This is a genomic window from Trinickia sp. (assembly GCF_057351765.1).
Window position 1 is genome coordinate 1 of the sequence record NZ_JBMRBK010000063.1, and the last position, 13,399, is coordinate 13,399.

Here is a 13,399-nt window from a genome sequence, read left to right on the forward strand (position 1 = left end):
CGTCGATAGCGGCTCCTCGTCGAACCAGCACAAGTCCGCCTCCAGCTTCTTCGCCGGCTGCGGCGCACGCTGCGCCGCCACGAACGTGTCGCCGCGCGAGACGTCCACATCCTCCGTCAGCCGGATCGTCACCGTCTGCCCCGCAAACGCGCGCGTCACCGCCGCCGTGCCACCCACCACCGGCGCCACGATCTCCGCCACCGTCGCCTCACGCCCCGCCGGCAGCACCGTCAACACGTCGCCCACGCGCACCTCGCCCGCTTCCACCCGGCCCATGTAGCCGCGGAAGTCGTCCGCGCTTGCGCCGTCCTGGCGCGCCACCCACTGCACCGGAAAACGCAGCGCCTCACCCGTGGGCGGCGCCACCGGCAACGCCTCGAGCACGTCCAGCAGCGCCTCGCCCGCGTACCACGGCATGCGCTCGCTCGCCCGCACGATGTTGTCGCCCTTGAGCGCCGACACCGGCACGAACCGCACCCCGTTCAACCCCAGTTGCTGCGCGAGCTGCACGTACGCATCGCGAATCTCGTTGAAACGCGTCTCGCTGTACTCCACCAGGTCCATCTTGTTGATCGCCACGATCACGTGCTGCAGCCCCAGCAGTTTCACGATCGCGCTATGGCGCTTCGTCTGCGGCAACAGCACCGCCTGGCCCGCCTCGAACGTCACGCGCGTCGCATCCACGAGGATGATCGCCGCATGCGCCGTCGACGCGCCCGTCACCATGTTGCGCGTGTACTGCTCGTGGCCCGGCGTGTCCGCGATGATGAACTTGCGCTTGGCCGTGGCGAAATAGCGGTACGCCACATCGATCGTGATGCCCTGCTCGCGCTCGGCCTCCAGCCCATCGGTCAAGAGCGACAAGTCGATCTCATCGCCCACCGTGCGCTTCATCTTCGCGCGCGAGAGCGCCGAGAGCTGATCCGAAAGCACCGCCTTGCTGTCGTACAGCAGCCGTCCGATCAACGTGCTCTTGCCGTCGTCGACGCTGCCCGCCGTGATGAAGCGCAGCACCCCGAGATCCGCCGGTTCATGTGTGTTCATAAGTCCTGCCTCGTGTCCTTCGTATCCTTCGTGTGCTGGGCGCTTAGAAGTAACCCTGCTTCTTGCGCTGCTCCATCGCCGCTTCCGACGCCTGGTCGTCCATGCGTGTCGCGCCGCGCTCGGTGATGTCCGTCACCGCCGTCTCGGCCACGATCTTCTCGACGTCGTCCGCATCGCTCTCGACCGGGCACGTGCAGCTAATATCGCCCACCGTGCGAAAGCGCACGCGCGCCTTCTCGCTCGTCTCGCCTTCGCGCAGCGGCGTGAGCGGCGTCACCGGCACCAGCAGCCCGTTGCGCCGCACGATCTCGCGCTCGTGCGCGTAGTAGATCGACGGCAGCTCCAGCTGCTCGCGCCCGATGTACTGCCATATGTCCAGCTCGGTCCAGTTCGAGATCGGAAACACGCGCAGATGCTCGCCCGCGTGCAGCCGCGCATTGAACAGACTCCACAGCTCCGGGCGCTGCGCCTTCGGATCCCACTGGCCGAATTCGTCGCGAAACGAGAAGATGCGCTCCTTGGCACGCGCCTTCTCCTCATCGCGGCGCGCCCCACCGATCATTGCCGTATAACCGTGCTGCGCGATCGTCTCGAGCAGCGTGACGGCCTGCGCGGCATTGCGCGAGTCCGTCTCGCGACGCAACCGCACGGTGCCGCGCTTGATCGAATCTTCCACATGCCCCACCACGAGTTCGGCGCCAAGCTCGGCCGCGCGCCGGTCGCGAAACTCGATCACTTCCGGATAGTTGTGACCGGTGTCGATGTGCACCAGCGGAAACGGCAGCACCGTCTTGCGGTTCGCGCCCAGCCCGAACGCCTTGAGCGCCAGGTGCAGCACCACCACCGAGTCCTTGCCGCCCGAAAACAGCAGCGCAGGCTTGGCGCATTCCGCCACCAGCTCGCGCAGAATGTGGATCGATTCCGCTTCCAGCCAGTCCAGGTGGTCCATGCGGTTCGTCGTGACCGTGCGCGTCACCATGACCGACTCTGCCGATCGATAAATAGTACTCATGTGTTCGTCTCAGGTTCTACGATTGTTCGTTGGATGCGAGCCGGCGATTCACCGCGGCGCGCTACTACGATAGGCGATATAGGCGGCGATTGCGATCAGCACCAGGGCGAACAGTCGGCGCAGGAGCGCGCCGCGCCGCGCAAGGGTCTTCGCCATGCGCATGCCCGCACGCCCACCCACCAGCCCGCCGCCGACGAGCGATAGCGCCAGCGGCACGCTGACCTTGCCGGCGATCGCATAGTTGAGGCCCGTCGTCGTGCCGAACGCGACAACGGAAACAAGCGACGACGCCACCGCTTCGAGCATCGGAATGCGCGCAATCAGATGCAACGCCGGTACGGAAAGAAAACCCCCGCTCACCCCGAAAAAGCCCGATACGCTACCGACGGCAACGCCCGCCCCCGCGGTTGCCAGTCCGCGCCCGCGCGGCAGCGGGCCCGGCTCGGACGCGCTGCCGCCTTGCGCACGCGAGAACATCAGCGCGCCGACAACCGCCACGATGCCGGCCAACAGCAGCAGCATGGCGCTACCGTCGACGCGCAATGACCACGTGGAGCCGGCAAACGCGCCCACCACGCCCGCCGTCGCGAACAACGCGCCCGTGCGCCAATGCACGAGACCGGCGCGCGCATAGGTGACGAGATTGACGAGCGCCGTCAACGCAATCGCCACGGCCGTCGTGCCGATCGCAAGATGCGGATCGCCAATTTTAACGACGTACAGCAATAGCGGGACGGCCAGCGTGCCGGCGCCGCCGCCGACGAGCCCGAGCGTGAAACCGATCGACAAGCCGGATGCGCCGGCAAGCGCAATTTGCGCTTGCAGCCAGGACAAAGGCACAGACATGGGAACCTCCTTGGGTCCGTATAGACGATGCGCCGCAACCGATCGCGCGTTCAGTCGGTCACTTCGAACGGCGTCACGAGCTCGTCGAGCCGCTGCCGGTCCGCTACGCCCGCCGGCTGGCGCGCGGTGCGCAACGTCTCCATGCGAACGCGCACGGTCGCGAGATACTCGGCGCGCTGGCGTCGCAATACGTAGTCGCGGAAATTCGTTGCCTCCAGAGTCCGCCATGCTTCGTGCTTACGCTCATCCGAAAGACGGCGCGCCGCATCGAAGTTCGATGGATCGATCTCGATCGCGGCATCGGTCGCCAACTCATAGCCGTAACGCCGCATATACCGCGCGGTCAGCGTTTCGATGATGGCGATCTCCTCGATCGACAGTTGCGCTTTGTACTTGTCGATATTCGCCGGGATCGGCGCAAAACAGTTCGACGACCAGAGCGCCGACATCCGCGCGATCTGCTTTGCCTCCGCCGAGCGGGACACGTCGAGCATCTGCGGCAAATAGTCGATGCCGAAAAACCCGCAGATCTTCCTCAGCGTAGCCTCCTGGTCCTCGAGGAAATCCTCGTAGCGAATCGTCATCGCGCGCTCCGGATAGCGCTCGAGCAGCGAATCGGCTGCCCGATGCGCCTCGACCCATGTCCGCGCATTGAGCAGCGTATCGAAGTCGTGAATGATCGCCTTGTTCATCGACGCGATTTGCGCGCGCGGATCGCGCACGACGTTCAGAAACCGCATATCGGGCATGAGCCTCATCAGCTCGTCGGCGTAGTGAACGCTGTCGAGCGACTTGTCCATGACGATGCGTGCGCCCCGTGCCTCCCCCGAGCGCAGCAGCAGTTCCCATACGATGCGATGCACGCTGCGCGGCGCGCGGCGGATGGCCTCGAATATTTCAACCGGATCGAACACGACGCCAGGCCACTTGACCATGCTGACAGCCTGCAGGCCAACCACATCGCTCACCAGACGGAAGTAGGCGTGGTCGTCTTCGAGGTCGCCGTAAAGCGGCAAAAGCGGCATGAAGTCGACGATATGCAGCGGATACGGCGAGTAGAACTGCGGATTGAAATTGAGTCGCAGCCGCAGCGCGTGCGATCCACAGCGGCGCAGCGGAATCATCAGCACGGGCACCGGACGGTTCCCGTTTCCCCCGGTCGGGTTGCTCTTGTTCATAGACAGGAGTCCTTATCGTTTGGTCTCGGTCGAATGAGTAGGTTAGGTTGGATCGGGTCCCGGTCCCAGCGCTCTCCCGCTCGGATCGGTCCCGGTGAAATAGCTGCGAAATGCAGCAAGAAAAGCCTCGAGTTCATCCGCGGGCAATCGATTGATGCCTGCAGCCGCACGCCGCCCGCCGCCGCTCGCGAAGCGCTCGCACAGCACGTTGGCAGGCCGTGCCCGCGCGTCGCCCGAGCGAACGCTGACGCCATAGGCACCGCTCGCGCATTCAGTGAGGACTGCGAACGAACACCCCGGTTCGCACTGCGTAAGCCGGTTCGCCAGCACGCCCGAAATCCGCCGCGCCCAGCTGGCATCGGGCAGCATATAGACGGACGCACCCTCGCACCGCCAATACGGCTCGACGGACGCCACGCGCGCGAGATCCGCGCGATAGCCGGCGGCCAGCGCCTTGTAGCAGTCCGCATCGGCAATGAAGGCGAGCGGATCGTCGTATGGGTGCAGCTCGCAATAAAGCCGGTCCGGAGGAACGTGCAGATCGGCGAGCGTTTCGCCGTAGGCGTTGTAGTTGAGGATGCGGCCAAGCGTCTCGAGCGCATCGGTCTCGTTCGCCGTGCATCCATCGTCGGCTGCCAGCCGCCGCGCCACGCCATCGAGGTTGTCGCCGAACGCGGCCGCGATCGCCCAGCGGCGAAACCGCCCGCCGAGTTCGCGATCGACGATGAGACTCGTACACACGTCGGGCGAGTCGTCCCATACGAAACGCAACTGCGTGTGCGCGAACGCACGGCTCGCCGCATGATGGTCGAAATAGACGACGCGCGCGCCTGCATCGAGCAGATCGACGAGCGCCGCATGATTCGCATCGAGCGAGATGTCGAGCACCGTGACCTCGATACCCGCGCTTCGCGGCACGCGCTCCAGCAGCGAGATATCGCGCTTCACGCCCGTCACCAGTGCGGCCGGCAACGGTCGCGCAAGCCTCAGTTGATGCAAGGCGCAGATGCCATCGGCGTCGCCGTTGAAGACATCGTAAGCCCGCGCCGCATGCGGCTCGGGCACGCTGCTCGCACGATCAGCCATGAGCGACACGATCGACACCTCCGTTTTGCTCACGCAGGTAGGCATGAAGAACCGCCGCCGCACTGGCCGGCGTCGACGCGGCCGTATCGACGACCAGCGCGGGCTCAGCGGGTGGCTCGTAGGGCGACGATACGCCCGTGAATCCACGAAGCTCGCCGCTGCGCGCCTTGCGATAGAGCCCCTTCGGATCGCGCGACTCGCATACATCGAGCGAGGTGCTCACATGGACTTCGACGAACCGGTCTGCGCCGACGATCGCCTTGGCAGTCTCCCGATCGACGCGGTACGGCGATACGAGCGATGCTACGACGATCAGCCCGTTCTCGTTCATCAAGCGGGCGACTTCGGCCGTGCGCCGCACGTTTTCATGGCGATCGCGCTCCGAAAAACCGAGGTCGCAGTTCAGGCGGTGCCGCAGGTTGTCTCCATCGAGCACCGCGCACGGCTGCCCGTCGCGAATCAGCAGATTTTCGAACTCGTACGCGATCGTCGACTTGCCGGCACCGCTCAAGCCGGTCAGCCAGAAGGTGAGCGGTGCGCAGCCGAAGCGGCGCGCGCGCGCTTCGCCGGAAACGGTGCCCGCGTGCCAAAACACATTCGCCGGTGCGCACGGCTCGCGGCGCTCGGCGCTCAGCCCGAACGCACTCACGGTCGCATGCCGCTCCTGTGCGTGGGTCTCGGTGTGTTCGGTGCCAGAGGAGGAGCTCAGCGCTTTGCAGCTCATGAACGGTCCCTTCCTTCGAGTTCAGCCCCGCTATATGGCCGCCATTGCCCGTGCCGCATGGTCGCGGCACCGCAGCCGGCGCGTGATATCGCGCGCGGCGGCCATTCAAGCGAACGTGTGATGAAAATAGATTGAGATGCTCAGGCCGGCTGCACGTCGTGAGCGATGAGTGCCGCCGCGGGCCGGGCGAGGCGCCAGGGCGCGCTCGCCGACGCCGGTACGCCATGCGTCACCGCCTCGACCTCGTATGCACCGCCCGGCTGCTCGAGCTTGAACACGCCGACCGCGTGGACGAGCGCTGCGGTTTGCTCGCGCATCGACTCGGCGGCTGCCGCGGCCTCCTCGACGAGCGCCGCGTTTTGCTGCGTGACCTGGTCCATCTGCGTGAGCGCCTGATTGATCTGCTCGATGCCGGTGGCCTGTTCTTCGCTCGCACTCATGATCTCGACCATGATCAGCGTTACGCCTTTCACGCTGTCCATCACTTCGCTCATCGTCGTGCCGGCTTCCTGTACGAGCTTGTTGCCGAGCGCGACCTGCTCGACCGAGCCGCCGATGAGCGCCTTGATTTCCTTGGCCGCGGTGGCCGAACGCTGAGCGAGCGAGCGGACTTCGCTCGCGACGACGGCGAAGCCGCGCCCCTGCTCGCCGGCACGCGCGGCCTCGACAGCCGCGTTGAGCGCGAGGATATTGGTCTGGAAGGCGATACCGTCGATGACGCTGATGATTTCGACGATCTTTTGGGAAGCCTCGTGGATGCTGCCCATCGTCTGCACGACCTCCGACACGACCGAACCGGCCCGCTCCGATACACCCGATGCCGACGTGGCGAGCACATTCGCCTGGCGCGCGTGCTCGGAGTTGCGGCGCACGGTGGCGGTAAGCTCTTCCATCGATGCGGCGGTCTGTTCGAGCGATGCGGCCTGCTCTTCAGTGCGCGACGAGAGATCGAGATTGCCGCTTGCAATCTGGTTCGCCGCGGTCGCAATCGCGCCGGTGCTGCGATGAACCTGTCCCACGATGCCGACGAGGCTGTCACGCATCGTCTTCATCGCGTACATCAGGCTGGCGTCGTCTCCGGGCTGAGTCGCCACGCGCACGGTCAAGTCGCCGGTAGCGACGCGGTTGGCCGCTTCCGCGGCGGCTGCGGGTTCGCCACCGAGCTGCTTGAGTACGCTGCGGGTAATGATCAACGCCGACGCGACGCTCAGAATCACAGCGAGCACAGTGAGTCCGATCATCAGCGTGCGGCTCATGTCGTACAACTGCTTGGCGCTGGCCGTTTCCGTGTCGTTTTGCTGGCGCTCGAGCTCGCGCAATTCGCGCACGAGCTTCCACCACTTGGCCTGTACAGGACGCAGATCGGCGCGCAGCACATGATAGGCCGCCTCGCGCTGACCGGCCATTGCGAGTTCCTTCGCCTTCATCATCAGCGGCAACGAGAGCTCACCCTGCTGACGAATCTGGTCGAGCAGCGCGCGCTCTTCAGGTGTCGTCTGCGGGTTCTGGAACATCGTCGCCAGCTTGGTGCGCGCGTCCTCGTAGGTCTGCGTTTCCTTGTCGAAGCGCGTCGTCTCGATCGCGATCTGGTCTTGCTGATCGGCTTGCAGGAGGATCAAGTTGCGCAGCGCGAGTGCTCGATTGGAGATGGTGTGATCGAGCTGATTCGCCAGTCCGGCTTCGACGGCATTGATATCGGTGATTTCGACCATCGACGACTCGAGTTGAGCCATTCGATAAAGCGCGAATATGGTGACCGCGACCAGCAAGCATGAAATCAGGCTAAAACCGATACCGAGCCGGGTCGCTACCTTCATCTGGGATAAGTTCATGTTCTATGACGCCTTTAAAAGTCCCGATCAACGCACGAGCCGACAGGCTGCTCTCTCAGCGCGTCGGACGTGGCAGCCGCTTTTTCCGGCTACAAAGTGGTCAACGGCACCCCAGTCGTCGGCTTGAGCAAGTCGTCATACTTATGAGAAAAAAATATCGATCGGCGAGCGATCAGAACCAAATGGCTACAACTTGTCGGCGGTTCCCTACACAACCCTAGGATCGGATTTTTATACGTGTCGGGCGCACGGAAACGCAGCGAACCGCTGAGCGAAGACGGGTCGGAACAAGAGAGCGGCCGGACGAATTGCGGGCGTCAATGACGGTGCAGCAGACTGCGCAGAGGGTGGCGCCAATCGATACGCCGCATGCCCGGTACACGGGTTTCCTTGCGGTGCTCCTGCCACAATTCGTCGGAGAAAAGAAACGCGACGATGACCAACGGCAATACGAGAAAGGTTCCCAATATGAAGTGTTCGATCACGATGAACCTCCGTCCTGTTCCCGTGGCAACCAATGCAACTCATTGTAGTGCAGCGAGGCCGCGCCGACCGGCTGCGACGTGCCGCGCTAAGCGTCGCAGCGCGCATTCGGCGCCGAGCGGGAGGCGCCGCAAGCGGCGCGCACAGCGCAGGCGTGCAGCAGCAGCGCAGATCGCGCGTCAGGCACTGGCCGACTTCCAGCTTGCCGCAAGCAGACCCGCGCCCACGAGCATCGTGCCGCCGGTGCGGTTGACCGCGCGCTGAACCTTGCGGCTGCGGATGGCGCGTCGCGCGCTCGATGCAAGTATCGCGTAGCCCAGTGCATTCAACGAGGCAAGCACGACGAAGGTGGCCTCGAGGACGACGGCTTGCGGCCACATCGGCGCGTGCAGGTCCATGAACTGCGGCACGAATGCAACGAAAAAAACGATGCTCTTCGGGTTCAACGTCGTCACCGCATAGGCGTGAGCGAAGACCCGGGCCGTGCGCGTTTCCGATACGTCCGGCGCATCGCGTTCGACGACAGGCGCGCGCCACAGCTTCACACCCAGATAGACGAGGTAAGCCGCCCCCACCCACTTGATCGCGGTGAACAAGGTGGCCGACGCCGCCAGTACGGCGCCAAGGCCGACCATCGAGGCCGTCATCGACGTCAAGTCGCCCAACGCCACACCCGCGGTCGTGGCCAGCGCATAGCGGCGACCGTGGCCGAGCGCGTAAGAGACGACCAGCAAGACCGTCGGCCCGGGAATGACGATGACGATTGCCGATGCGATCGCGAATGGAAGCCAGTGCGCAAAGCTCATGAAAAACCCCCAAGGGAAAACCCGATTAATCCATGAGTCGATGCGTAATGCAACAAAAAGCCGGCCGCGATGCCGGATAAGCGACGTGTGAAGGGTTGCCACCGTCGATTTATCGACCGGGCATCGTTTTTATTCAGTAACCAGCTAATTCGTTCGAGCGATTTCCGGGATTCCCGGGGCCTTCTTGTGTGCACTGCACCAATATCGCACCGATCAATTGAGGCAGTTGCGGACAGTCGACGCGATGTAAGTCGCTCGCGCCGCAAAGCCTTACCACTCGGCCCTGAGCAGTTTCGCTCGCGCTTGCGCCGGTGGGGCCGGACCGGCGCTTACCGATGCAATTCGCATGCTTTAACCGCTGCGCCACACCTGCGACAATCCGTCGCTTTTGCAACCGCACACAAATTGTGCTTGTTCTTTTTCGCGCCTGTTCTATGTTCAAAACCGTGGGTTTTAGTTTGCCTTTAAACACATAGCTAACCTAAGTAAAAACCCGCATTGGGAGGCAGGAAATGAGGAAGTACGTCGCATCGCTTTTCGTATTGGTGGGTTTTGGCACTGCTGTCTCGATTGCACAGGCGCAAGATAACGTCATCAAGCCGCAGCAAACCTTCGAACTCCGATCCGGCGCCTATGGCTGCCTGTCGAAAGACAAATTCGATGCGGCCGATCGGCACGCACAGGCCGGCGAGCAACAGAAAATGCAGGAATTCTTCGCGGGCTATGAATGCTTGTCCACGCCTGAACACTCGTCGTTCCGGGCGGTTCGAGTCGTTGGCCATGACGTCGAATTCGTCAACGCGGGCAATGGCGATACTCAAGGCCTCTGGACGCACGATCGGTTCATCAAGCAGTAGCACCCCTGCCTGATCCGCTATCATCACGCGCCGGCATGCGATGCCGGCGCGGTGTCGTGTTTGTAGCTCACAGCGTCATGCACCTTTGCGGCTCCCCAAAGGTGCGCCACGGCCCGCGAAACGCTATTTTTCCGGTGCCGTATGGCTCTCAAATCGACGATCCACAAAGCCGAGTTGCAAATCGCCGACATGGATCGGCATTACTACGCCGACCATTCCATCACTGTCGCCCGCCATCCGTCTGAAACCGACGAAAGGATGATGGTGCGCATCGTCGCGTTCGCGCTCTTCGCGAGCGAACGGCTCGAATTCTGCAAAGGCCTTTCCGACACGGACGAGCCGGATCTGTGGCAAAAGGATCTGACTGGCGCCATCGAAACCTGGATCGAGCTGGGCCAGCCCGACGAGCGGCGCATGGCCAAAGCCTGCGGACGCTCCGGCCATGTCGTCGTGATTGCCTATGGCGGCCGAACGTCCGATATCTGGTGGCAGGGCGTACGCAGCAAGGCCGAGCGCCTCGCCAACTTGCGTGTGTGGTCGTTGGCGGAAGGGACCGCCGCTGCCCTCGCGCGGCTTGCCGAACGGACGATGCGGCTTCAGGTGACGGTTCAAGACGGCTCCGCATGGGTGAGCGGCGGCGAAGCCGAGCCGGTGGCCGTCGAGTGGACAGAGCTCAAACCGGCGGGCGGCTGAGCGGCCAGATGCTCACGCAAGCGTTTCGGGCGGTCCCTTGAGCTCGACCATATTGCCCTCCGGGTCGAATAGATAAAGCGAGGGGCCGTACCCCTCGGCGCCATAGCGCCGGCCTTCCTCGCCCAGCGTTGCGCCGTGCGCTTCGAGATGAACGCGCAGCCGGGCGGGATCGTAGTTCTCGACGCGCAGGCAAAGGTGGTCCATGTTGCGGCCCGTGCCCGGCGCACCGCTTTGGGCCCGGTCGAGCGGGCCGCCCACGGCCAGCAGATCGATCAGCGCGCGCCCGGCCCGAAGCTGCGTGAGACCGAGCTCGGGCTGGTCCTTCTCGGACTCGCAACCCAGCGCATCGCAGTAAAAGCGCTTCAACGCCTCGGGGTTGGCGGCGCGAATCACCACATGGTCGATATCGCGGATGATCGGCTTCATCGGCACACCTCCTCTCATGGGTTCGATCGAATATCGTTGCCCAGTGTAGAGCGCGGCCGGAATACAAGCGCGGAAGCCCGAAGAGCGGGCGAAAAAAAACCCGCTCGAGAACGAGCGGGTTGAATCCATATCAGGAGGAGACATGGAGGAGACAAGTCACACTATACACAAAGTCATGGTGCAATGCAATATATTTTTGTCGGAACATTGAAAGGTGCGCGGTGAGCATTGGCGCCCGCGTTTCCGGCCGCTCCAAATTAGACCGCAAGATGCGGCGCGCGGAGGACCCGACGCAGGCATACAGTGAAGCTCATCGATCTTCTTTTTGCGAGGAACAACATGGATTCCGCCTACCGAACCGACGACGAACGCTGGAGCGCCGTGTCGGCTCGCGACGCCAAGGCCGACGGCGCGTTTTTCTATGGTGTCTCCACGACGGGGGTGTTTTGCCGGCCCTCTTGCGCATCGCGTATGCCGCTCCGGGAAAACGTCGCCTTCTTCGCGACTGCCGACGAGGCGCGCACGGCCGGTTTTAGGGAGTGCAAGCGGTGCCGGCCGGGCGGCCTGCCGCGCGAATTCGCGATCGTCGAGCGCGCCCGTGCAGCCCTCGACGCGGATCCGTCGGCCCGAATGACGCTCGCGCAGTTGAGCGATGCCGTGCATGTGAGCCCGTTCCACCTGCAACGATTGTTCACGCGCGTCATGGGCCTCTCGCCGCGCCAATATCAAGCGGCAAGGCGTGGCGCGGCGCTACGCGATGCCTTGCAGCGCGGCGAACCCGTCACGCGCGCGGCGCTCGACGCGGGTTTCGGCTCCTCGTCGCGCCTTTACAGCAACGTCGCAGGCGATCTCGGCATGGCACCGTCGACCTACCGGTCCAAAGGTGCCGGTCTTGTCGTTCGCTACGGCTGCGCGCCGACCGTCCTCGGCCATGTGCTCGTCGCGGCCACCGATAAAGGCATCTGTCGCATTGCGTTCGGCGACGACGCCGACGAGCTGGTCGCCGAGTTGCGCGGCGCGCTCGCGAATGCCACGCTCGGAGAGGACCCGGCTCGCATTGCGCCGTTCATCGCCCAGATCGAGGCCTACCTGAGCGGCTCGCGCGAGGCCTTCGAGTTGCCGCTCGATGTGGCCGCAACGGCGTTTCGACAACGGGTCTGGGACGCGTTGCGGCGGATACCGTACGGTGAAACGAGGACGTACACGGATATCGCCGAATCGCTCGGCGAGCCGCGGGCCGTGCGGGCCGTGGCCAGCGCGTGCGCCTCGAATCCGGTCGCGCTCGCCATTCCGTGCCACCGCGTCATCCAAAAGGGCGGCGCACTGGCAGGCTACCGATGGGGCCTCGAACGCAAAGCGGCTTTGCTCGAAGGGGAAGCCAGGCGGCGCGGCAGCGGGGCGAGTCGCGCGCCGCAGGCCGCGGCGGCCGAAGACAAACGTGCCGATATGGACGACGCCGCTTGAACGCCGCGCCGGAAGTCACCTTCGAGCTTCGATTCAAAGCGCCCTACGATTGGCCGCGCGTGCTGCGCTTTTTCGCGGGCCGTGCAACGCCCGGCGTCGAGGTCGTCGAAGACGGCGTCTATCGCCGCGCCATCGAATGGCATGGCGAAACCGGCACACTCGCCGTGCGCCGGCATCCGCGTCGGCATTGCCTCGTCGTCACGGTTCAGGGACCGGCGAGCCGCCATGCCGATGCGCTCGCCGCGCACGTCGGCGTCATGTTCGATGTCGGCGCCGATCCGGCCCGCATCGGCGGCCATCTCGGGCGCGACGCGCTGCTTGCGCCCCTGGTCGAAACGGCGCCTGGCCTGCGCGTGCCGGGCGCGTGGTCGGCGTTCGAGCTCGTCGTGCGTGCGATCGTCGGCCAGCAGGTCAGCGTCAAGGCGGCGACCACGCTCATCGGCCGGCTCGTGGCGCGAGCCGGCGCGCGTCTCGAAGACCATCCGCACGACGGCACCGCCTGGCGGTTTCCAAGCCCCGCCGCCCTCGCCGCGGCGGATCTGAACGAAATCGGCATGCCCGGCAAGCGCGTCGCGGCGCTGCAAGGCGTCGCGCAAGCGGTGGCATCCGGCGCGGTTCGGATCGAACGCCCCGACGACCCACGCGCCCCCGGCGCCGATCTCCCGACGCTGCGCGCGGCGCTTCTCGCATTGCCGGGCATCGGCCCGTGGACCGTCGAGTACATCGCCATGCGGGCCTGGCGCGATGCCGATGCGTGGCCGGCGACGGACCTCGTGCTGATGCAGTGGCTGAGCGCGCGCGACGCATCGTGCGCCCGCCCCGCCGCACGACATGCGCGCACGGCCCCTTGGCGCCCCTGGCGCGCTTATGCCGCGATGCATCTCTGGAACGAGACCGCAGACCGTGCGGCCGGCGCACGCGGCGGCTGAGCGCGTCCGCGCTGCTTAC

Annotated in this window: 14 protein-coding genes; 4 read left to right on the top strand and 10 right to left on the bottom strand. The window is 64.7% G+C overall.

All coding sequences use genetic code 11. From position 1 onward, the window contains the following. The 9 genes from ACO1XS_RS17005 to ACO1XS_RS17045 form a co-directional block, all read right to left on the bottom strand. Positions 1-1,044 (bottom strand): sulfate adenylyltransferase subunit 1 (locus ACO1XS_RS17005; RefSeq protein ID WP_486391217.1); only part of this gene is annotated, 1,044 nt, incomplete at its 3' end. 43 nt (positions 1,045-1,087) lie between these two features. After that, a complete protein-coding gene (gene cysD, locus ACO1XS_RS17010) occupies positions 1,088-2,023 on the bottom strand; it encodes a sulfate adenylyltransferase subunit CysD (protein ID WP_486391296.1) in 936 nt (311 codons plus the stop codon). A gap of 81 nt (positions 2,024-2,104) precedes the next feature. Continuing rightward, on the bottom strand, positions 2,105-2,902 hold the full coding sequence (locus ACO1XS_RS17015) for a sulfite exporter TauE/SafE family protein (RefSeq protein ID WP_486391218.1): 798 nt from the start codon (positions 2,900-2,902) through the stop codon (positions 2,105-2,107). Positions 2,903-2,952: 50 nt separating this feature from the next. Further along, positions 2,953-4,080, bottom strand: coding sequence for a sulfotransferase family protein (locus ACO1XS_RS17020; RefSeq protein WP_486391219.1), 1,128 nt, complete (start codon positions 4,078-4,080; stop codon positions 2,953-2,955). 42 nt (positions 4,081-4,122) lie between these two features. Further along, on the bottom strand, positions 4,123-5,166 hold the full coding sequence (locus ACO1XS_RS17025) for a DHH family phosphoesterase (protein ID WP_486391297.1): 1,044 nt from the start codon (positions 5,164-5,166) through the stop codon (positions 4,123-4,125). Continuing rightward, positions 5,159-5,890, bottom strand: coding sequence for an adenylyl-sulfate kinase (gene cysC, locus ACO1XS_RS17030; RefSeq protein ID WP_486391220.1), 732 nt, complete (start codon positions 5,888-5,890; stop codon positions 5,159-5,161). Before cysC ends, ACO1XS_RS17025 begins: the two co-directional genes overlap by 8 nt. Before the next feature lie 140 nt (positions 5,891-6,030). After that, positions 6,031-7,722 (bottom strand): methyl-accepting chemotaxis protein, encoded by a 1,692-nt coding sequence (locus ACO1XS_RS17035; protein WP_486391221.1) that lies wholly within the window; start codon positions 7,720-7,722, stop codon positions 6,031-6,033. A gap of 317 nt (positions 7,723-8,039) precedes the next feature. Beyond that, positions 8,040-8,207, bottom strand: coding sequence for a hypothetical protein (locus tag ACO1XS_RS17040; RefSeq protein WP_331573640.1), 168 nt, complete (start codon positions 8,205-8,207; stop codon positions 8,040-8,042). A gap of 177 nt (positions 8,208-8,384) precedes the next feature. Next, complete coding sequence (locus ACO1XS_RS17045) at positions 8,385-9,011, bottom strand: LysE family translocator (protein WP_331573638.1); 627 nt, start codon at positions 9,009-9,011, stop codon at positions 8,385-8,387. Between the two features lie 512 nt (positions 9,012-9,523). Between ACO1XS_RS17045 and sap1 the strand changes: the two genes are divergently transcribed. Further along, on the top strand, positions 9,524-9,868 hold the full coding sequence (gene sap1 / locus ACO1XS_RS17050; RefSeq protein WP_173257752.1) for a surface attachment protein Sap1: 345 nt from the start codon (positions 9,524-9,526) through the stop codon (positions 9,866-9,868). A gap of 141 nt (positions 9,869-10,009) precedes the next feature. Further along, complete coding sequence (locus ACO1XS_RS17055; protein WP_331573636.1) at positions 10,010-10,561, top strand: YaeQ family protein; 552 nt, start codon at positions 10,010-10,012, stop codon at positions 10,559-10,561. A 12-nt stretch (positions 10,562-10,573) separates the two neighbouring features. On the opposite strand, the gene ACO1XS_RS17060 is transcribed toward ACO1XS_RS17055, so the two are convergent. Continuing rightward, positions 10,574-10,987: a VOC family protein gene (locus tag ACO1XS_RS17060; protein ID WP_331573634.1), complete on the bottom strand. Its 414-nt coding sequence runs from the start codon at positions 10,985-10,987 to the stop codon at positions 10,574-10,576. A 339-nt stretch (positions 10,988-11,326) separates the two neighbouring features. On the opposite strand from ACO1XS_RS17060, the gene ada reads away from it, so the two are divergent. Both ada and ACO1XS_RS17070 read left to right on the top strand, forming a co-directional pair. Continuing rightward, positions 11,327-12,451 carry a bifunctional DNA-binding transcriptional regulator/O6-methylguanine-DNA methyltransferase Ada gene (ada, locus tag ACO1XS_RS17065; protein ID WP_486391222.1) on the top strand — a complete coding sequence of 375 codons (1,125 nt, stop codon included), beginning with the start codon at positions 11,327-11,329 and terminating at the stop codon, positions 12,449-12,451. Further along, the gene (locus ACO1XS_RS17070) at positions 12,448-13,380 is read left to right on the top strand and encodes a DNA-3-methyladenine glycosylase family protein (protein WP_486391223.1); all 933 of its coding nucleotides are present in this window, start codon (positions 12,448-12,450) and stop codon (positions 13,378-13,380) included. The genes ada and ACO1XS_RS17070 overlap by 4 nt, the downstream gene beginning before the upstream one ends. The last annotated feature ends 19 nt before the right edge of the window (positions 13,381-13,399 follow it).